An 18,883-nucleotide genomic window follows, 5' to 3' on the forward strand; every position below is an offset into this window, starting at 1 on the left:
CTCTAAGGACTATGCCTGACCTGTCCCACGGCGCCGCCGACGACATCGCGGCCGTGAACGCGCTCCGCAGTTCCGTGATGCGGCTGAGCCGACGCCTGAAGCACCAGCGCGTCGACGAATCGCTGAGCCCCACCGAGATGTCGGTGCTCGGCACCCTGTCGCTCTGCAGCTCGGCCACCCCTGGTGAGCTGGCCCGCAAGGAGCACGTCCAGCCGCCGTCGATGACCCGCATCGTCGCGCTGCTCGAAGCCAAGGGACTGGTCCGGCTGGAGCCGCACCCCGACGACCGCCGCCAGAAGGTGGTCCGCCAGACCGAGCAGGCCGAGGCCATGCTCGACGAGTCCCGCCGCAAGCGGAACGCCTGGCTGGCCTCCCTCGCCGAGGGTCTGGACGAGGACGAATGGGCCAAGCTGCGCGCAGCCGCCCCGGTCCTGGAGAAGCTCGCCCATCTCTGACCCCGCAGCCGAGGAGGCGACGCACTTTGAGCACGGGACCCGGAGCAGACTCCGCACCCGTCCACAAACCCGACACCTACGCGCACCCGCGCACCCGCCGGAGCAAGGAAAGGGGCACCCGAAAGGGCACCTTCTCCTCGCTTTCGATCCGGAACTACCGGCTGTTCTTCACCGGAGCGATCGTCTCCAACACCGGTACGTGGATGGCCCGGATCACCCAGGACTGGCTGGTCCTGAGCCTCACCGGCTCCGCCGCGGCCGTCGGCGTCACGACGGCCCTGCAGTTCCTGCCGATGCTGCTGTTCGGGCTGTACGGCGGCGTCATCGCCGACCGCTACCCCAAGCGGCGCCTGCTGCTGATCAGCCAGGCCGCGCTCGGCCTCTGCGGCCTCGCCCTCGCCGTCCTCACCCTCTCCGGGCAGGTCCAGGTCTGGCACGTCTACCTGATCGCCTTCCTGCTCGGCATGGTCACCGTGGTCGACAACCCGGCCCGGCAGTCCTTCGTCTCCGAGATGGTCGGACCCGACCAGCTGCGCAACGCGGTCTCGCTGAACTCGGCGAACTTCCAGTCCGCCCGGCTCATCGGCCCCGCCGTCGCGGGCGTCCTGATCGCCGGCGTCGGCAGCGGCTGGGCCTTCCTCATCAACGGCCTCTCCTTCCTGGCCCCGCTCGCCGCGCTCTGGCTGATGCGGACGAGTGAGCTCCACAAGGTGGAGCGCGCCCCGCGCGGCAAGGGACAGCTCCGGGAGGGCCTGCGGTACGTGGCGGGACGACCCGACCTGATCTGGCCGATCGTCCTCGTCGGCTTCGTCGGCACCTTCGGGTTCAACTTCCCGATCTGGCTCACGGCCTTCTCCAGCGACGTCTTCCACGTCGGAGCCGGCGCGTACGGCTTCCTCAACACCCTGATGGCGGCCGGCTCCCTCGCGGGCGCCCTGCTCGCGGCGCGCCGGGGCTCCACCCGGCTGCGGATGCTGGTCATCGCCGCGGGCGTCTTCGGCGCCCTGGAGGTCGCCGCCGCCCTCTCGCCGTCGTTCTGGCTGTTCGCGCTGCTCCTGGTGCCGATCGGCATGATCGGCCTCACGGTCAACATCACCGCGAACTCGGCGGTCCAGATGGCGACGGACCCGGCGATGCGGGGCCGGGTGATGAGCCTCTACATGATGGTCTTCGCCGGCGGCACCCCGATCGGCGCGCCGCTGGTCGGCTGGATCACCGACACGTACGGCGCCCGCGTCGGCTTCGCGGCGGGCGGCCTGGTCTCCCTGGCCGCGGCGGCCGCCATCGGCCTGGTCCTGGCCCGCGTCGGCGGCCTCAAGGTGGCCCTGGGCTGGCGTCGCGGCCACCCGCAGGTGCGCTTCGTACCGCGGGAGCGGCTGGTGACGGCGGCGTAGTCCGCGCGGCCGACGGGGAGGGGGCGGGTCCGGACGGACCCGCCCCCTCCCCGTCGTGCCGCTTCCGCTCAGACCCGCCGTTCCAGCACCTGCCCCGGCCAGTCGCCCACCACGAACTCCTCCGTGCGCGTGAACCCCTGGCGCTCGTAGTAGGCGACCAGCCGCCCCTCGCTGCCCGCGAAGCAGTCCACCCGGAGCAGCGAGACGCCCTGGCGGCGCGTCTCCTCGGCCGCGTGGGCGAGGAGGGCCGCGCCGACGCCGTGCCCGTGGAAGCGGGTGTCGGTGGCGAGGAAGCGGACGTACGACTCCGGTTCCCCGGCGGGCGCCACGTACGCGCCCGGGTGCGGGGTCAGGGTCAGGGTCCCGGCCGGCACCCCGTCGATCTCGGCTATCCACGGGACGCCCTCGGTGGCGACCTGTTCGACCAGCTCCACCGTCTTCGGGCGCGAGCTGAACGGCTCGGTGCCCCACTGGGCGGTGATGCCCTTGCCGTTGAGCCAGCCGACGGCGCTGTCGAGGATCGTGAGCATCGCGGGGACGTCCGACACCCCGCCCTTCCTGATCTTGATCGCGGTGTTCATCCGGCAGAGGCTAGTCCCCCGCTCCTTCCCTGCCACACTCGCCGTATGAGGCTTTTCGCTGCCGTCGTACCGCCGCCCGCGCAGCTCGCCGAGCTCGCCGCCGAGGTCGACCTGCTCGCCGGACTGCCCGGTGCCGGGCAGCTGCGCTGGACCTCGCGGCCCGGCTGGCACTTCACGCTGGCGTTCATGGGCGAGGTCGACGAGGAGCTGCTGCCGGACCTGCGCGCGCGGCTCGGCCGGGCCGCGCACCGCACGGCGCCCTTCCCGCTCCGGCTGCACGGGGGCGGGCACTTCGGGCGGGCGGTGCTGTGGGCGGGCGCGGCGGGTGACCTGGACGACCTGCGACTGCTCGCCGAGCGCGCGGACGCGGCGGCCCGGCGGGCGGGCGTCCCGATGGACGAGCACCGCCGCTACCAGGCCCATCTGACGGTCGCCCGCTCCCGCGCGGACCTGGACCTGCGGCCCTTCGTCGCCGCCCTGGACGCCTTCGAGGGGACCCGCTGGGAGGTCGGGGAGCTGGCTCTGGTGCGCAGCAACCTGCCGGTCGGCGGCACGCCGGGAGAGCGCCCGCGGTACGAGACGCTGGACACATGGGCGCTGGGAGGAGCGGGGCCGGGGCGGGGGCGGGACAGCGGCCGGGCCGGTCCGGGTTAGTCTCGGAGGGTGGACCCGAAGACCCGAAACCGGATCATGGCCGGCGTGCTCGTACTGATGTTCGCGATCATCGCGGTGGCGTCCGTGGTGAGCTGAGCCGCCGCTGCGGCGAACCCCGCGGGCGTCCCGGAAGGCGCTTGCTTCGAGCGCACTCGAAGGCGTTGGCTTGACGCCCATGGAGTACACGCAGCTCGGACGCACGGGACTCAAGGTCAGCCGACTCGTCCTCGGCACCATGAACTTCGGACCGCAGACGGACGAGACCACCAGTCACGCGATCATGGACGCCGCGCTCGACGCGGGGCTCAACTTCTTCGACACCGCCAACGTCTACGGCTGGGGTGACGACAAGGGCCGCACCGAGGAGATCATCGGCTCCTGGTTCGCCAAGGACCCGGCCCACCGCGACAAGGTGGTCCTCGCCACCAAGGTCTACGGGAACATGGGCCCCGACGGCGCGGCCTGGCCCAACCACGACAAGCTGTCCGCGGCGAACATCCGCCGGGCCGTCGACGCCAGCCTGAAGCGCCTCGGCACGGACCACATCGACGTCTACCAGTTCCACCACGTGGACCGCCTGACCCCCTTCGAGGAGATCTGGCAGGCGATCGACGTCCTCGTCCAGCAGGGCAAGATCCTGTACGCGGGCTCGTCCAACTTCCCCGGCTACAAGATCGCCCAGGCCAACGAGACCGCCGCCCGGCGCGGGACGGTCGGCCTGGTCAGCGAGCAGTGCCTCTACAACCTCTACGAGCGCCGCGCCGAGATGGAGGTCATCCCGGCCGCCCAGGAGTACGGCCTGGGCGTCATCCCCTGGTCGCCGCTGCACGGGGGCCTGCTCGGCGGGGTCGTCCGCAAGGAGGTCGAGGGCGGCCGGCGCGCCACCGGCCGGGCCGCCGAGGTGCTCGCCGACCCGGCGGCGCGCGCCCGCCTCCAGGCGTACGAGGACCTGCTCGACAAGCACGACGCCGACCCGGGCGAGACCGCCCTGGCGTGGCTCCTCACCCGCCCCGGCGTGACGGGCCCGATCATCGGCCCGCGCACCGTGGAGCAGCTCCGGAGCGCCCTGCGCGCCCTGGACGTGAAGCTGGGCGAGGAGCTCCTGACCAGCCTGGACGAGGTCTTCCCGGGCCCGGGGCCGTCGCCGGAGGCCTTCGCCTGGTGACGTCGTCCTGAGTGCGCGGGTCATGGGCCGACCGTTCTCGCCGGGCTGTTCGCGGCGGGAGCGGCCGGCCCTTCCGCTGCCCGCCCGGCCCCGGCGGGCCCTGGGGTGTCAGGCCCCGCCCAGCCAGCTCGTCGCGTCGAGGCGGGAGGTCGTGCCCGGGGGGACGACCGTGCGCAGGGCGTTCTCCAGGTCGCGGACGCGGTCGGGGCCGAGGCGGGCGGCCCATTCGGCGCGGAGGGCGTCGAAGACGGCGGCGGAGCGGGTGAGGGCGTCGATGCCGCGGGGGGTGAGGCGGACCAGTTTGCGGCGGGCGTCGGCGGGGTCGTCGGTGCGTTCGGCGTAGCCGAGGGCGAGGAGCCGGTCGACGGTCTTGCCGGCGGCCTGCTTGGAGACGCCGAGGCGGCGCCCGATGTCGCTGGCGGTGGAGCCGCCGGGACCGATGGCCTGGAGCGCGTAGCCGTGCGCCGGGCGCAGGTCCGGGTGGCCCTGGCGGGCGAGTTCGGCGTGGACGCGGTCGATGAGGGTGCGGAAGCCGGCGAAGAGGAGCAGGGGCAGCTCGAAGCCCGGCGGGTCGGGGACGGCCCCGGGAACCCCCTTGCGCGGATCGACAACCTGGTTTACGTTTTCCTCAACGACATGGTCAACCATGTTGTCCATCGTATCGGGGGAGTCACCTTGCCGCAGGACCTGTCCAGCCGTACCGCCGGAGCCGTCGCCCTCCTCAAGGAGTCGCCGCACCTCCTCGACGGCTTCCTCAAGCTCAGCGAGATCTTCGAGTCGACCACCCTCGACCCGCACTCCCGCGAGACCGTCATCCTGACCGTCGCCGCCCGCAACCAGTGCCATCTGTGCGTCGACATGCACGAGGCGAAGTTCGCGGCCCTCGGCCCGGCCGCCGCACCCGAACGGCTCGACGCCGTCCGCCGGTTCACCCTCCAGGTGCTGGCCGCCTCGGGCGCGGTGTCCGACGCCGAACTGGAGGCGTTCCTCGCCCATGGCCACACCCGTCAGAACGCCCTGGAGGTCGTCCTCGGCATAGGGACCTACACGGTCTCCACCTTCGCCAACCGCCTGACGAGAGCAGCCTGATGGCCGACACGACCAGCCGCAGGGACATCGCCTCCGGGGCCCAGGACCCCGGGCGCCGCGGCGGTCACCCCAGGTCGCCCGGGCCCCGGTACGGGCCGCCCACGCCCCACGCCTGGTGCATCGCGTCGGCGAAGGCCGCCGCCAGCTTGTGCTCGCCGGTGGGGCCCGGATGAGTGCCGTCGTAGGTGTCCGCGTGGATGTCGTACGACTCCGGCACCGAGCCGAGCAGCAGCGGTGAGGCCGCCGAGTCCAGGTCCGCGACCGTCTTCGCGAGCAGCTCGTTGAAGCGGAGGCACTCGGCGGCGAAGGCCGGCTCGTCCTCGGCCCGCACGTTCGGGATGACGGGCAGCAGCACGGCCCTCACCCGGGGGTTCGCCGCGCGGGCGGCGGCCAGGAAGGCGCGGACGTTGTCCGCCGTCTGGTCGCTGTTCGTGTAGAAACCCAGGTCGATCAGGCCCAGCGAGATCAGCAGCACGTCCGCGCCGGTCGCCGTCACCGTCGGGCCGATCAGCGGCGCCATGTGCAGCCAGCCCTCGCCCCAGCCGGCCAGATGGCGGCGCGCCCCGGCCGGGAACAGCGGATCGGCGTAGGCGTACGACACGGCCGCGTCGGCCCCGGTCTCGTACAACGCGGTACGCGGGCCGACGATCTCGTACGCCCCGGGCAGGACGGTCTCCAGGTGCTGCCACAGGCGGTAGCGCCAGGTGAAGTCGCCGGCGCGTCCGATGGTCATGCTGTCGCCGACGAACAGAAAACGCATGGCGACCATCATCACCGACCGACGGCGGGCCCTGCGACGTGATCCCCGACACCCGGACCACCGTGGCAGGCTGGAGGGCATGCGACCTGCTCTGTGCGCTCTCGGAACGGCGGCCCTCGTCCTGCTCACGGCGGTTCCCGCGGTGGCGGCGGACGCCGACCGGGACTTCACCATCGAGGACCCCCGGATCACCGAGTCCAGCGGGCTCGCCGCCAGCCGCGCGCACCCCGGCATCTACTGGACGCACAACGACCAGGACGCCCCGCTCGTCTACGGCGTCGACTCCCGCACCGGCAAGACGGTGGCGACCCTCACGATGAAGGGCGTCGGCACCCCCCGCGACATGGAGGGCATCTCCGTCGGCCCGGACGGCGACATCTACGTCGGCGACATCGGCGACAACCTCGACGGCTCCTGGGACCACGTCTGGATCTACCGCTTCCCCGAGCCGAAGGAGCTGAAGGACCAGACCGTCAGCGCCACCCAGTACGACGTGAAGTACGCCGACGGGGCCCGCAACGCCGAGGCGCTGATGGTGCATCCGAAGACCGGCCGGGTCTACATCGCCAGCAAGAACGAGGACGGCGGCGGCCTCTACCAGGGCCCCGAACGGCTCAGCACGTCCGGCACCAACGTCTTCCGCCGCGTCGACGAGGTCCCCTGGGTGACCGACGGGGCCTTCTCCCCGTCCGGCGACCGGCTCGTGCTGCGCGGCTACTTCACGGCCAAGGAGTACACCTGGAAGAACGGGCGCCTCGGCGACGACGGCACCCCCGTCGGCGCGCCGTTCCAGGGCCAGTCGGAGTCCGTGACGTACACGCCGGACGGCTCCGCCTTCATGTTCGGCTCGGAGGGGACGAAGAGCCGGGTGATCCGGGTGGACCGCGAGGGCGGCTCCGCGAGCCCGTCGGGGAAGCCGTCGGGGAGCTCGGGCGGCTCACCCGACACCCCGTCCGCCTCCCCCTCGGAGGGCGGCCCCGGCAACGCGACCCTCGGCTTCCTCGTCCTCGCCGGCGCCACCGTCCTCGTGGTCGGCGTCAAGCGCCTGCTGCGGCGCGGCTGAGCGCGGACGCGGACGGCCGGCGGGGCCGGGGAACGCCGAGGGCCCGGCGTCGGACGACTCCGACGCCGGGCCCTCGTAGGGTCCGCGTGCCGCGGGCTACAGCTTCTCGATCACGTAGTCGACGCAGGCCGTCAGGGCCCGTACGTCCGCCGGGTCGATCGCCGGGAACATCGCGATGCGGAGCTGGTTGCGGCCCAGCTTGCGGTACGGCTCGGTGTCGATGATGCCGTTGGCGCGCAGCACCTTGGCGACGGCCGCCGCGTCGATCTCGTCCGCGAAGTCGATCGTGCCGATGACCTGCGAGCGCTTCGCCGGGTCGGTGACGAACGGGGTCGCGTACTTGGACTCCTCCGCCCAGCCGTAGAGGGCGTCCGAGGACTCCTTCGTGCGGGCCACGGCCCAGTCCAGACCGCCCTGGCCGTTGATCCACTTCAGCTGCTCGTTGAGCAGGAAGAGGGTCGCGAGCGCCGGGGTGTTGTACGTCTGGTTCTTCAGCGAGTTGTCGATCGCGGTCGGCAGGCTGAAGAACTCCGGGATGTGCCGCCCCGAGGCGTGGACGCGCTGGGCGCGCTCCAGCGCGGCGGGGGAGAAGGCCGCCAGCCACAGACCGCCGTCGGCCGCGAAGGACTTCTGCGGGGCGAAGTAGTAGACGTCGGTCTCGGCGATGTCGACGGGCAGACCGCCGGCGCCGGAGGTCGCGTCGACCAGGACGAGCGCACCCTCGTCGGCGCCCGCGACCCGCTTCAGCGGGGCGGCGACACCGGTGGAGGTCTCGTTGTGGGTGTAGGCGTAGACGTCGACGCCCGCCTCGGCCACCGGCTCCGGGTGGGTGCCCGGGTCGGCGGAGATCACGGTCGGCTCGGCCAGCCACGGGGCCAGCTTCGCGGCCTTCGCGAACTTGGAGGAGAACTCGCCGAAGGTGAGGTGCTGCGACTTGTTCTCGATCAGACCGTGGGTCGCGACGTCCCAGAAGGCGGTCGAACCGCCGTTGCCCAGGATCACCTCGTAGCCCTCGGGCAGCGAGAACAGGTCACTGATGCCGGTACGCACCTCGCCGACCAGGTCCTTGACCCGGGCCTGGCGGTGCGACGTACCGAGGTAGGAGGTACCGGTGGCGGCCAGGGCGTCCAGCGCCTCCGTCCGCACCTTGGAGGGGCCCGCGCCGAAACGGCCATCGGCGGGCTTGATGTCAGCGGGAATCTGGATATCGGCCACGAGGCGGAGCGTATCCGGTCGGTGGAGGCGAGGTTGCGGCATGTCCGCCCGATGAGACGAGGACTGAGACATTCTGTAGTCGTGGGATCACACGAACACGCGACACCGGAACTGGCGGACGCCCTGCGCGCGGCGGTCGCCGGAGACGTCGACTTCAGCACCACCGCCCGCGCCCTGACCTCGATGGACGCCTCCAACTACCGGCGGGTCCCGCTCGGCGTCGTAGCCCCCCGGGACGCCGACGACGTGGCCGCGGCGCTCGCCGTCTGCCGCACGTACGGGGTACCCGTCGTCCCCCGGGGCGGCGGCACGTCCATCGCCGGACAGGCCACCGGAACGGGTGTCGTGCTCGACCTCACCCGGCACCTGCGCGCGCTCGTCTGCCTCGACCCCGAGGCGCGCACCGCCGTCGTCCAGCCCGGCCTCGTCCTCGACCGGCTGCGCGAGGCGGCCCGCCCGCACGGGCTGACCTTCGGCCCCGACCCGTCCACGCACAGCCGCTGCACGCTCGGCGGCATGATCGGCAACAACGCCTGCGGATCGCACTCGGTGGCCTGGGGCACGACCGCCGACAACGTCCGGGGCCTCGACGTCCTGACGTACGGCGGCGAACGCCTCCGCGCCGGGCGCGACGGGCAGGGCGCGCCCGCCGGACTGTGCGAGCTGATCGGGCGCAACCTGGCGCCCCTGCGCACCGGTTACCCCGACGGCCTGCCCCGCCGGATCTCCGGCTACGCCCTGGACGCGCTGCTCCCGGAGCGGGGCGCGGACGTGGCCCGCTTCCTCTGCGGCAGCGAGGGCACGCTGGGGGTGGTGACGGAGGCCGAGCTGCGGTTGGTTCCGCTCCCTGCGGAACCCGTCCTCCTCGTGCTCGGCTACCCGGACGAGAGCGCGGCGGCGGACGCGGCGGCGGGGCTGCTCCCGTACGGACCGCTGACCGTGGAGGGCATGGCGGCGGACCTCGTGCGCGGCGGGGCCGCCGGGCTGCCGCGGGGCGGCGCCTGGCTGTTCGTCGAGGTCGACGGCGCCTCGGCCGCCGCCGGACTGGCCCGGGCGGCCGACGCCCTGGACTCCCTGCTGATCGCCGACCCGGCCGGGCAGCGGGCGCTGTGGCGGATCCGGGAGGACGCGGCGGGCACGGCGACCCGGACGCCGGAGGGAGGCGAGGCCTGGCCCGGCTGGGAGGACTGCGCGGTGCCGCCGGCGCGGCTCGGCGCGTACCTGCGCGCGTTCCGCTCGCTGCTGAAGGAGTTCGGCCTGCGGGGCACCCCGTACGGGCACTTCGGCGACGGCTGCGTCCATGTCCGCATCGACTTCGACCTCTACACGGGGAAGGGGGTGGGGGACTTCCGCCGCTTCTCCGAGGCGGTGGCCGACCTCGTCGTCGCGCACGGCGGCTCCCTGTCGGGCGAACACGGCGACGGCAAGGCGCGGGCCGAACTGCTGCCGCGCATGTACGGGGACGAGCTCGTCGGCCTGTTCGGCGCGGTCAAGGACCTGTGGGACCCGGCGGGCGGCCTCAACCCCGGCATGCTGGTCCGCCCCGAACCGCTGGACTCCGGGCTGCGCTTCCCGGACCTGCCCGTGGTGGGCCTCGGCCGTGAGGTGGCCCGCTGCGTCGGCGTCGCGAAATGCCGGACGGAGGGACCTGCTTCGGGGCCCGGGGTGATGTGCCCGTCCTACCGGGCGACCGGGGAGGAGCGGCACTCCACGCGCGGCCGGGCCCGGCTGCTCCACGAGATGGCGCTCGGCGAGATCATCACGGACGGCGCCCGTTCGGAGGAGGTCCGCGAGGCGCTCGACCTGTGCCTGTCCTGCAAGGGCTGTCGCAGCGACTGCCCGGCGGGCGTCGACATGGCCGCGTACAAGGTGCGGTTCACGGAGGAGTACTACGCGGGACGGCCCTGGGCGCGGCCCCGCTCCCACTGGACGATGGGCGGCCTGCCGCGCCTCCTCGACCACTTCGGCCCTGCCCTCAACGCGGCGATGCGCCTGCCCTTCGCGGCCCGGCTCGCGGGCGTCACACCGGAACGGGCCATGCCGCGGGTGGCGCGGGAGTCGTTCACCTCCTGGTTCGGCGAACGCGCCTCGGACCGGGCCCCCGCCCTCACCCTGTGGCCCGACACCTTCACCGACCACCTCGCCCCCCACACCGGCCGCGCCGCCGTCCGCGTCCTGGAGGACGCCGGCCTGGGCGTCGCCCTGCCGCCCGGCCGGGTCTGCTGCGGCCTGACGTACGTCTCGGCGGGCCGGCCGGCCGCGGCGCGGAAGGTGATGCGCAGGACGCTGGACGTGATGGTCGGGGAGGAGCCGGGGCCTTCCGGTCCGGGCGAGGGCGCGGCTCCTCCCGGCGGTCTCGGTCTCGCCGTCCCCGGGCCCGTCGTCGTCCTGGAGCCCTCCTGTGCGGCCGCCCTCCGCTCCGACCTCCCCGAGCTCCTCCCGGACGACCCGCGCGCCGCCCTCCTCGCCGCCTCCGTCCGCACGTTCGCCGAGGCCCTGGAGGAGCTGGCCCCCGACTGGACCCCGCCCCGGGTCGGCCGCCCGGTCACCGGCCAGACGCACTGCCACCACCACGCGGTCCTGGGCGACGCGGCCGACCGCAGGCTCCGCGAACGGGCGGGCATGGAGGGCGACTTGGCGGGCGGGTGTTGCGGGCTCGCCGGGAACTTCGGCTTCGAGCCGGGCCACGAGACGGTCTCCGCGGCCTGCGCCGAGGACCAGCTCCTGCCCGCCCTGCGCGCCGCCCCGCCGCACGCGGTCGTCCTCGCGGACGGCTTCTCCTGCCGCACCCAGATCGCCCACACGGCACCGGACCGGCACGCCCTCCACACGGCGGAGATCCTCGCGGAGGCACTGGCGGAGGGGCGGCCGGAGCGGTAGCGGGGAGGCCTGGGCCGCGAACGGCCGGACAGTCCTAGCGGGTGTCGTCGCCCAGGAGCGCGCGTCCGAGGTCCACGGCCACGTAGTGGACCTCTCGGCCGTAGCGGTGCGCGGTGACGAGCCCCGCGTCACGGAGCACCGCCAGGTGCTGGGAGACCGTGCCCACGCTCAGCCCGGTGCGGGCGGACAGCTGGGTCGTGGTGGCCGGGGCGGTCACCTCGGCGAGCAGGCCCGCGCGGCTGCGCCCGAGCAGCCGGGCGAGACCGTCACCGGGCCCGCCCGCGCACTCCCACAGCGTGCCCACCGCCCGCGCCGGATAGATCACGCACGGCGGCACCGGGCCCCGGCCCGCGACCAGCCGGCAGCGCCCGGTGAAGGCGCTCGGCACCAGGGTCACCCCCTGTCCGCGCAGGGCGAGTTCGCCGGGCGGGAGCTCGGCCGAGACGAGCCGGTCCCCGGTCCAGGCGACGGTGCGGTGCAGTCCGGCGAGCACCTCCCCGATGCCGTCCTCGGCCAGTTGCCGGGTCCGGTACGCGATGTCCGCCTCCAACAGGGCCCGGACGCGCGGCCAGTGCGGCCGCACCGCCGTCCGCCACCACGGCAGGACCGCCTCCGCCGCCCCCGGCCCCACGGCGGCCAGCTCCTCCTCGATCCCGGCCAGCGGGCAGCGCGGGGGCGGCACCGCGTCCAGGTCCAGGCCGATGCCGAAGCCGGGTGCGGGCGGCGGCCCCCCGGCCGCGCCGAGGGCCCGCTTGATCCAGGGCAGGTGCAGGGCGTGCCGCCCGGGGTCGGCAGCGGCCCGCAGTCCGGCGACGGTCTCCCACAGGGGCGAGACCGCGAACCGTACGTGCGCCAGGTCGGCCACCTCGAAGCGCACCGCACCCATGCCCGCTCCCTGCCCCGTCGTCCCGGCCGCGGCGCGACCTTTCGGCCCAGGCTAAAACAATTGTCGGGCCGGTCGCGGACTGGTGATCTCACGGGTCATGACGCTCTCTCACCCCCGTTCGCACCCGGTGGCACCGGCACCGGCCGGTGTCTCCGCCCGCCCGGCCGCCGTCCCGGACTTCCGGCGCCTGTGGGCCGCCGACACGGTCAGCCAGGCCGGGACCGCCGTGACGCTGCTCGCCCTCCCGCTCGTCGCCATCGGGACCCTGCGCGCCACGCCCTTCCAGGCCGGCCTGCTGGTGACCTGCGAGTACCTCGCCTTCCTCCTCGTCGGACTGCCCGCCGGGGCCTGGGTGGACCGCTCGCGGCACCGCCGCGTGATGGTCGCGGGCGACCTCGGCCGGGCGGTGCTGCTCGGGTCCGTGCCGGTCGCGGCGCTGCTGGGCGTCCTGACGCTGCCGCAGTTGTACGGGGTCGCCTTCGGGCTGTCGCTGTGCACGGTGTTCTTCGACGTGGCCGCGCAGAGCGTGCTGCCCCGGCTGGTGGACGGCGAGCGGCTGGAGGAGGCCAACGTGCGCCTGGAGACCACCCGGAGCCTCGTCCAGGCCGCCGGGCCCGGGGTGGGCGGGGTGCTGCTGGCGGTGGTGGCGGCGCCCGTGGCGCTCGCGTTCGACGCGTTCAGCTACCTGGCGTCGGCGCTGCTGCTCGCCCGCGTCCGGCGCGCGGACACCGGGCCCGCCGCCGAGGACGTGCGCGGCCCGGGCCCGGGGACCGCCGGTCGCGGGGACGGCCTCCGGGCGGAGATCGGGGCGGGTCTCCGCTTCGTCTTCGGCCACCCCCGCCTGCGCGCCGTCACCCTCGCCGCCGCGCTCTCGAACTTCTGCGGCACGATCGGCGCGGCCATGCTGATGGTGCTGCTCGCGGGCGAGCTGGGCCTGTCGCCCCTCTGGTGCGGCCTGGTGTTCACCGCCGAGGCGGTCGGCGGGCTGCTCGGCGGGCTGTTCACCGCCCGCCTGGCCGCCCGCTTCGGCACCGGGCGGGCGATGTGCGGGTCCGTCCTGCTCAGCGGGGTGCTGTGGCTGGCGGCGGTGCCGTCCTTCCACGCGGACTGGCGGTTCGCGGTGGGCGTGGCGCTCCAGGGGCTCGGCTGGGCGGCGTTCATGCCGTTCAGGATCGGCGCGGTGACGCTCCGGCAGCGGCTGTCCCCGCCCGAGCTGCTGGGCCGGGTCACGGCGACGGTCCGCTTCGTGGTGTGGGGGGCCATGCCGGTGGGCGCGCTCGTCGGCGGCCTGCTCGGGGAGTCCTGCGGCGCGCGGGCGGCCCTGTGGGCGGGCGCGGTGGCCGAGCTCCTCGCCGTACTGCCGCTGCTGCCGCTGCTGCGGTCCCGGCGGCCGGGCGACGCTCCCTGAGGGCTCGGCGCCCCGGCCTAGGGGGTGTCCGTCCGCCCTTCCCGCGCGATCTCCCGCGCCAGCTCCACCAGCGCCCCCACCGCCGGGTGCCGGTCGGCCTCGCGCCAGGCCAGCAGGACCGGCACCGGCGGGGTGTCGGTCAGGGGGCGGTAGGCCACGCCCGGGTGGGGGTGGAGGGTGGCCGTCGAGGCGGAGGTGACGCCGATGCCCCGGGCGGCGGCGATCGTGGTGAGCCAGTCGTCGGTGTTGGCGACGGTCAGCGTGGTGCGGGGGCGGGCGGTGGCGGGCCACAGGTCGAGGGTGGTCGTGCCCGAGACGGGGTTCAGGATCGCGGTCTCGGCCGCCAGGTCCGCCAGGGTCAGCGAGGTGCGCGCGGCCAGCGGGCTGTCCGCCGGGACCGCCGCCACCCGCTCCTCGGTGAGCAGCTCCTCGGTCGCCAGGCCCGGCAGTTCGGCCGGCCCGCGCAGCAGCGCCGCGTCCACCTCGCCGCGCAGGAGGCCCGCGGTGCGGTCGTCGATGCGGAGGAGTTCGAGCGGGGTGCCCGGGTGCTCGGTCTGCCAGCGGCGCAGCAGGGGGGTCGTGTACGGGCCGAAGGCCGACCAGGCGTGGCCCAGGCGGAGCGGGCGGTGCCGGAGCAGCTCCGGGTCGACGGCCGCGTCGAAGGCGGTGACCGCCGTGGCGGCCCGGTCGAGGAAGGTCCGCCCCTCGGGGGTGAGGGCGAGGTGGTGGGTGCTGCGGTCGACGAGCCGGGCGCCGAGGTGCCGTTCGAGGGCGGCGAGGGTGCGGGAGACGGCCGGCTGGGTGAGGTGCAGGCGGGCGGCGGCGCGGGTGAGGGTGCCTTCCTCCGCGATGGCGAGGAAGCAGCGGAGGTGGCGGAGCTCGATGTTCGTCCGGCTCATGTCTTCGGAGCATAACCGCAGACCAATCGGCATTTCACATGCCACGCGGGGGCTCCTAGCGTGAAGGTTGGAGCCTCGGGGGTCGGTCCATTACTCTGGACTGGTTGGTTCAGAGTAGTGAACTCTTGATCGTTTTCAAGGCAAGGAGCGCGCCGGTGGACAGCCCGGTCAAGGACATAGCCGCCGGCCCCCTGGTCACCGGCAGCCCCGGCCCCGCCGCCGCCCGGGGGCCGGGCCCCCGCGCCCCCCGGGGCACCCGGCTGGGGCCCGTCGCACTCGTCGTCGCGGGCGGCCTCTCCGTACAGTTCGGTTCCGCCGTCGCCGTGCTCCTCATGCCCCGGGCCGGCGCCCTCGGCGTCGTCACGCTGCGGCTCGTGCTCGCCGCGGCCGTCCTGCTGATCGTCTGCCGCCCCAAGGTCCGCGGCTACAGCCGCGCGGACTGGGGGACCGTGCTCGCCTTCGGCACCGCCATGTCCGGCATGAACATCCTGTTCTACCTGGCCATCGACCGGATCCCGCTCGGCGCCGCCGTCACCCTCGAAGTGCTCGGCCCGCTCGCCCTCTCCGTCATCGCCTCCCGCCGGCTGTCCAACCTGCTCTGGGCGGGCCTCGCCCTCGCCGGCGTCGTCCTGCTCAGCGGCGGCGGCTTCGACCGGCTCGACCCGGCCGGTGCCTGCTTCGCCCTCGCCGCGGGCGCGATGTGGGCCACGTACATCGTCTTCAGCGCCCGCACCGGCCGCCGCTTCCCGCAGGCCGACGGGCTCGCCCTCGCGATGGCGGTCGGCGCGGTCATCAGCCTGCCGTTCGGCATCGTCGAGGTCGGCGACCGGCTCCTCGTGCCGTCGACCATCGGACTCGGCCTCGCCGTCGCCCTGATGTCCTCGGTCCTCCCGTACACCCTGGAGCTGCTCGCCCTGCGCCGTCTCCCCGCCCCGACCTTCGCCATCCTCATGAGCCTGGAACCGGCGATCGCCGCCACCGCGGGCTTCCTCGTCCTGAACCAGGCCCTCGGCGTGACGGACGCGCTCGCGATCGCCCTGGTCATCGCGGCGAGCATGGGCGCGGTACGGAGCCAGGTGCGGCGTTCGGCCCCCGCGGCCTGATCCCGTCGATCTTTGGCCCGCGGGCGGTTTTCCGGCCCGCGGGTCTTGCGCAGGATGGGGGCATGGCTCTGGAAATGCGCGACCTCTGCGAACGCTGCGGGACGACCCCCCTGCCCACCGACGGCCCCGCCCGCATCTGCACCTACGAGTGCACCTTCTGCGTGCCCTGCGCCGACGGGATGCGGGACGTCTGTCCCAACTGCGGCGGGGAACTGGTGCCCAGGCCCCGCCGTGGGGTCACCGCCGCCTAGCGCCGTGTCCGACCGTTCCCGCCGGTCCGGCGGGAACGGACGATCACCGCTCCCGCCCCGGTCGGCGCCGCCGCCACCCCGGCCAGGGCCGCCGACGGGCCCGCGCCCGTCTTCGCGAGCTCACCGCCCCCGCCCGCCGACGGCCGCGCGGTCGGGGTCGGCCTCGGTGAGGGCGTCGGCTTCGGCGTCGGGGTCGGCTCGGCGCCGCCCGAGGCCTTCGTGATCCTGAAGGTGGCGGTGGCGGGTTGTACGGCGGGGAACCGGGCGCCCCCTGGCCCCCGGCCGCCCGCCTACGACGCCCGCAGCGCGTCCACCACCACCATCCGCCGCACCCGCCGGGCCGGCAGGACCGAGGCCGCGACGCCCGTGAGGACGGTGGCCGCGAGGATGCCGAGGACGGTCAGGGCCGTGCCGCCGGAGGAGGCGAGGACGTCCGGCGGGGAGACCCGGTCGCCCATCACCGAGCGGGCGGCGAGCGTCCCGTAGACCACGCCCAGGACGGTGCCGGCGAGGGCGCCGGAGAGGGCGAGCAGGACGGACTCCAGGGTCAGCATGCGGCGGAGCTGGTCGCCCGCGAGGCCGATCGCGCGGAGCATGCCGAACTCGCGGGTGCGCTCCTCCACCGTGAGCATCAGGGTGGCCGCGACGCCCAGCGCGGCGATGCACATCGAGAAGCCGAGCAGCACGGTGACCACCAGCATCAGGCGGTCCAGCATCGAGCGGACCATGGCCGCGTCGGAGCCGGTGTCCGCGATCCGGATGTCGGGGTGGGCGGCGAGCGCGCGGTCGACGGCGGAGCGGGCCTCGTCGTGGCCGGTGCCGTCGGCCGGGTTCACCAGGACCGTCGAGGTGCGCGCGGCGCCGCCGGGGGCGAGCCGGTCGAGGGTGGCGCCGTTGACGTACACCGTCGCCTCGGGGAAGAGCGCGACCGGCAGCGCGCCGCCGCCGTCGACCACGGTCAGCCGGGTGGTGCCGGCGGCGGTCGCCGGAGCGCCCTGCACCGTCAGGCTCCCGCCCCGCCCGCCGAGGGCCAGCGCTTCGCCGTCCTTCAGGGCGCGGGCCGCCGCCACGCCCTCCGCGTCGGGGTTGAGGGCGGCCGGGTCCGCCGTGGCGACGACGGTGCGCTGCCCGTCGACGGTCAGGGTGGCGGTGCGGACGGGGGCGACGGTGAGGCCGGGCGCGGCACGCAGGGCGGCGACGGCGTCGGCCGGGACCCGGTCGGCGTCGCCGTCGAGGGCGAAGACGGCCGGCATCCGGCTCGCGAGCATGTCCTCCAGGCCGCCCTTGGTGACGCCGATCGCCGTCACCGCCGACACGGCGACCGTCACGCCGACGAGCATCGCGGAGGCGGCGGCGCCGGTGCGCCCCGCGTTGGCGCGCAGCTGCTGGACGGAGAGGCGGCCGACGGTGCCGAAGGGGCGCCGCAGGGCCAGGCCGATGAGGGCGACGAACGGCGGCAGCACGTACCGCGCGTACCGCAGGACCGCGAAGAAGGTGAGGATCGAGCCGAGGGTCACCACGAGCAGCGAGACGGCCGAGCCGCCGAACGCGCCGAGTGCGAGGAGGCCCGCGCCGGCGACGAGCATGAGGACCGACACGGCCTCGCGCAGGGCGCGGCTGCCGGGCTCGGGCAGCGTCGCGGCGCCGCTGGCGGCGAGCGCGGCGACGGGCGGTACGGCGGATGCGGCCCGGGCGGGCTTGCGCACGGCCCACAGGGTGAGCAGGACGCCGAAGAGTCCGCCGAGGACGAAGGTCCAGCGGCCCGGCATCAGGGAGATGTGGAGGGGGCCGAGGTCGGCGAGGCCGGCGAGGAGGGCGGTGCCGAGGGCGCAGGCGCCCGCGCCGGCGGCGAGTCCGGAGCCGGAGGCGAGCACGCCGAGCATCAGGCCCTGGCGGCGGATGATCCGCCGCACCTGGTCGCGGTCGGTGCCGATGCAGCGCAGCAGGGCCAGCTGGCGGGCGCGCTGGGCGAGGACGACGGAGAAGGTGTTGGTGACGACCATCCGTGCGACGGCCATCGCGATGAGGACGAACGAGAGGGCGGCGGTGAGCACGACCGCGTACATCGTCCGGCCGCTCTGCACGGCCTCGTCGACCGCCCCGGCGTGGGTGCGGGCGGTGACGCCGCCGCCGAGCTCCTTCGTGACGTCCTTCGCGACCCGGAGCGCGTCGGCGCCGGGGCGGACGGCCAGGTCGAGGTGGGTGGCGCGCAGGCCGGTGGCGTACGTCGCGGTCTGCGCGTACGGGATGCCGATCGCCGGCTGGGAGCCGAGGGCCTGGGAGGCGGACGTGTCGAGCAGGCCGGTGAGGCGTACGTCGGCGGTGCCGCCGGAGGCCTGGGTGAGCCGCACGGTGCCGCCGACCCCGGCGCCGACGCGGGCCGCGCTGTCCCGGTCGAGGACGATCTCGCCCGCGCGTTCGGGCCAGCGGCCCGTGTCGAGGCGCTGCCAGCGCAGTGCCGGGTCGGCGGCGACGGAGGTCACCATGGCCCGGTCGTCGAGCGGGCGGCCGGTCGGCGTGAGGAGGTTGGCGTGGCCGACGAGGCGCTCGGAGACGCCGCTGACCTGCGGGACCTTCGCCGCCCGGGCGGCCGTGCCGGCGGGCAGCGCGGCGCCGTCGCGGGCGGCGACCTGGACGGGCGCGTCGCCGACGTCGGCCGCCGCCGACTGCTCGTAGGACTGGACGAGCGCGCCCGCCCCGCCGACGGACAGGACCAGGAAGGCCACGCCGACGGCGACGGCGGCGCCGGTGAGGACCAGCTGGCGCAGCTGGGCCCGGAAGTCCTTGACGGTGAAGCCCAGCAGGGACGAGGACGAGGACGAGGACGATGACGGAGGCGACGGCGACATGCCTTCCACGCTAGGAGCGGGAAGCGGTGGTTCTCGGCCCCACCAGGCAGGATCCGAGGTCATCCCGGAGTCGTCCGTGACGCCCGTGGCGCGTACCTCCGGAGGATGAGCGGAGCTCGTCCTAAAATCATGCAAGCGTGCTTGATTGTTTCCCTGGGCCCTGCCATGCTCCTCCGCAACACGCCCGTGCACCCGTCCGTGCACCCGTCGTGCACCCGCCCGTGACCGCCG

17 protein-coding genes are annotated in these 18,883 nt (G+C 74.6%); 10 read left to right on the top strand and 7 right to left on the bottom strand.

Annotation, left to right across the window (positions count from 1 at the left end):
• Positions 1-11 precede the first annotated feature (11 nt).
• Positions 12-455: a MarR family winged helix-turn-helix transcriptional regulator gene (locus OG309_RS20805; protein ID WP_329422923.1), complete on the top strand. Its 444-nt coding sequence runs from the start codon at positions 12-14 to the stop codon at positions 453-455.
• Between the two features lie 26 nt (positions 456-481).
• The gene (locus OG309_RS20810; protein ID WP_329422925.1) at positions 482-1,849 is read left to right on the top strand and encodes an MFS transporter; all 1,368 of its coding nucleotides are present in this window, start codon (positions 482-484) and stop codon (positions 1,847-1,849) included.
• Positions 1,850-1,917: 68 nt separating this feature from the next.
• On the opposite strand, the gene OG309_RS20815 is transcribed toward OG309_RS20810, so the two are convergent.
• Complete coding sequence (locus OG309_RS20815; RefSeq protein ID WP_329422926.1) at positions 1,918-2,430, bottom strand: GNAT family N-acetyltransferase; 513 nt, start codon at positions 2,428-2,430, stop codon at positions 1,918-1,920.
• Between the two features lie 45 nt (positions 2,431-2,475).
• Here OG309_RS20815 and thpR point away from each other — a divergent pair, with 45 nt between their 5' ends.
• Both thpR and OG309_RS20825 read left to right on the top strand, forming a co-directional pair.
• A complete protein-coding gene (thpR, locus tag OG309_RS20820; RefSeq protein WP_329422928.1) occupies positions 2,476-3,084 on the top strand; it encodes an RNA 2',3'-cyclic phosphodiesterase in 609 nt (202 codons plus the stop codon).
• Between the two features lie 175 nt (positions 3,085-3,259).
• Positions 3,260-4,249 carry an aldo/keto reductase gene (locus OG309_RS20825; RefSeq protein ID WP_329422930.1) on the top strand — a complete coding sequence of 330 codons (990 nt, stop codon included), beginning with the start codon at positions 3,260-3,262 and terminating at the stop codon, positions 4,247-4,249.
• A gap of 108 nt (positions 4,250-4,357) precedes the next feature.
• Here the strand turns inward: OG309_RS20825 and OG309_RS20830 are convergent, their stop codons facing one another.
• The gene (locus OG309_RS20830) at positions 4,358-4,897 is read right to left on the bottom strand and encodes a MarR family winged helix-turn-helix transcriptional regulator (RefSeq protein ID WP_329422931.1); all 540 of its coding nucleotides are present in this window, start codon (positions 4,895-4,897) and stop codon (positions 4,358-4,360) included.
• A 27-nt stretch (positions 4,898-4,924) separates the two neighbouring features.
• Between OG309_RS20830 and OG309_RS20835 the strand changes: the two genes are divergently transcribed.
• Positions 4,925-5,338 carry a carboxymuconolactone decarboxylase family protein gene (locus OG309_RS20835; RefSeq protein WP_329422932.1) on the top strand — a complete coding sequence of 138 codons (414 nt, stop codon included), beginning with the start codon at positions 4,925-4,927 and terminating at the stop codon, positions 5,336-5,338.
• Positions 5,339-5,402: 64 nt separating this feature from the next.
• Here OG309_RS20835 and OG309_RS20840 read toward each other — a convergent pair whose 3' ends face one another.
• On the bottom strand, positions 5,403-6,098 hold the full coding sequence (locus OG309_RS20840; RefSeq protein WP_329422933.1) for a GDSL-type esterase/lipase family protein: 696 nt from the start codon (positions 6,096-6,098) through the stop codon (positions 5,403-5,405).
• A gap of 79 nt (positions 6,099-6,177) precedes the next feature.
• On the opposite strand from OG309_RS20840, the gene OG309_RS20845 reads away from it, so the two are divergent.
• Positions 6,178-7,161, top strand: coding sequence for a WD40 repeat domain-containing protein (locus OG309_RS20845; protein ID WP_329422934.1), 984 nt, complete (start codon positions 6,178-6,180; stop codon positions 7,159-7,161).
• A gap of 96 nt (positions 7,162-7,257) precedes the next feature.
• On the opposite strand, the gene serC is transcribed toward OG309_RS20845, so the two are convergent.
• The gene (gene serC, locus OG309_RS20850; RefSeq protein ID WP_329422935.1) at positions 7,258-8,376 is read right to left on the bottom strand and encodes a phosphoserine transaminase; all 1,119 of its coding nucleotides are present in this window, start codon (positions 8,374-8,376) and stop codon (positions 7,258-7,260) included.
• A 51-nt stretch (positions 8,377-8,427) separates the two neighbouring features.
• Here serC and OG309_RS20855 point away from each other — a divergent pair, with 51 nt between their 5' ends.
• Entirely contained in the window at positions 8,428-11,256 is a 2,829-nt protein-coding gene (locus tag OG309_RS20855; protein WP_329422937.1) for an FAD-binding and (Fe-S)-binding domain-containing protein, read from the top strand.
• Between the two features lie 34 nt (positions 11,257-11,290).
• On the opposite strand, the gene OG309_RS20860 is transcribed toward OG309_RS20855, so the two are convergent.
• Complete coding sequence (locus OG309_RS20860) at positions 11,291-12,142, bottom strand: DUF5937 family protein (protein ID WP_329422938.1); 852 nt, start codon at positions 12,140-12,142, stop codon at positions 11,291-11,293.
• A 97-nt stretch (positions 12,143-12,239) separates the two neighbouring features.
• Between OG309_RS20860 and OG309_RS20865 the strand changes: the two genes are divergently transcribed.
• On the top strand, positions 12,240-13,550 hold the full coding sequence (locus tag OG309_RS20865) for an MFS transporter (protein WP_329422939.1): 1,311 nt from the start codon (positions 12,240-12,242) through the stop codon (positions 13,548-13,550).
• Between the two features lie 17 nt (positions 13,551-13,567).
• Here the strand turns inward: OG309_RS20865 and OG309_RS20870 are convergent, their stop codons facing one another.
• Positions 13,568-14,449 (bottom strand): LysR family transcriptional regulator, encoded by an 882-nt coding sequence (locus OG309_RS20870; RefSeq protein ID WP_329422941.1) that lies wholly within the window; start codon positions 14,447-14,449, stop codon positions 13,568-13,570.
• Positions 14,450-14,640: 191 nt separating this feature from the next.
• On the opposite strand from OG309_RS20870, the gene OG309_RS20875 reads away from it, so the two are divergent.
• A complete protein-coding gene (locus OG309_RS20875; RefSeq protein ID WP_329428459.1) occupies positions 14,641-15,552 on the top strand; it encodes an EamA family transporter in 912 nt (303 codons plus the stop codon).
• Positions 15,553-15,614: 62 nt separating this feature from the next.
• Positions 15,615-15,803 carry a DUF1272 domain-containing protein gene (locus OG309_RS20880; protein WP_329422942.1) on the top strand — a complete coding sequence of 63 codons (189 nt, stop codon included), beginning with the start codon at positions 15,615-15,617 and terminating at the stop codon, positions 15,801-15,803.
• 290 nt (positions 15,804-16,093) lie between these two features.
• Here OG309_RS20880 and OG309_RS20885 read toward each other — a convergent pair whose 3' ends face one another.
• A complete protein-coding gene (locus OG309_RS20885) occupies positions 16,094-18,652 on the bottom strand; it encodes an ABC transporter permease (RefSeq protein WP_329422943.1) in 2,559 nt (852 codons plus the stop codon).
• Positions 18,653-18,883 lie beyond the last annotated feature (231 nt).

This window comes from Streptomyces sp. NBC_01268, assembly GCF_036240795.1.
GTDB lineage: Bacteria > Actinomycetota > Actinomycetes > Streptomycetales > Streptomycetaceae > Streptomyces.

What these genes read in the sequence shown, in the direction of transcription:
- OG309_RS20805 (WP_329422923.1), top strand. Translation starts at nt 12, where the DNA reads ATGCCTGACCTGTCCCACGGCGCCGCCGACGACATCGCGGCCGTGAAC.
- OG309_RS20815 (WP_329422926.1), bottom strand. Translation starts at nt 2,430, where the DNA reads ATGAACACCGCGATCAAGATCAGGAAGGGCGGGGTGTCGGACGTCCCC.
- thpR (WP_329422928.1), top strand. Translation starts at nt 2,476, where the DNA reads ATGAGGCTTTTCGCTGCCGTCGTACCGCCGCCCGCGCAGCTCGCCGAG.
- OG309_RS20825 (WP_329422930.1), top strand. Translation starts at nt 3,260, where the DNA reads ATGGAGTACACGCAGCTCGGACGCACGGGACTCAAGGTCAGCCGACTC.
- OG309_RS20830 (WP_329422931.1), bottom strand. Translation starts at nt 4,897, where the DNA reads ATGGTTGACCATGTCGTTGAGGAAAACGTAAACCAGGTTGTCGATCCG.
- OG309_RS20840 (WP_329422933.1), bottom strand. Translation starts at nt 6,098, where the DNA reads ATGCGTTTTCTGTTCGTCGGCGACAGCATGACCATCGGACGCGCCGGC.
- OG309_RS20845 (WP_329422934.1), top strand. Translation starts at nt 6,178, where the DNA reads ATGCGACCTGCTCTGTGCGCTCTCGGAACGGCGGCCCTCGTCCTGCTC.
- OG309_RS20855 (WP_329422937.1), top strand. Translation starts at nt 8,428, where the DNA reads ATGAGACGAGGACTGAGACATTCTGTAGTCGTGGGATCACACGAACAC.
- OG309_RS20860 (WP_329422938.1), bottom strand. Translation starts at nt 12,142, where the DNA reads ATGGGTGCGGTGCGCTTCGAGGTGGCCGACCTGGCGCACGTACGGTTC.
- OG309_RS20865 (WP_329422939.1), top strand. Translation starts at nt 12,240, where the DNA reads ATGACGCTCTCTCACCCCCGTTCGCACCCGGTGGCACCGGCACCGGCC.
- OG309_RS20870 (WP_329422941.1), bottom strand. Translation starts at nt 14,449, where the DNA reads ATGAGCCGGACGAACATCGAGCTCCGCCACCTCCGCTGCTTCCTCGCC.
- OG309_RS20880 (WP_329422942.1), top strand. Translation starts at nt 15,615, where the DNA reads ATGGCTCTGGAAATGCGCGACCTCTGCGAACGCTGCGGGACGACCCCC.
- OG309_RS20885 (WP_329422943.1), bottom strand. Translation starts at nt 18,652, where the DNA reads ATGTCGCCGTCGCCTCCGTCATCGTCCTCGTCCTCGTCCTCGTCCCTG.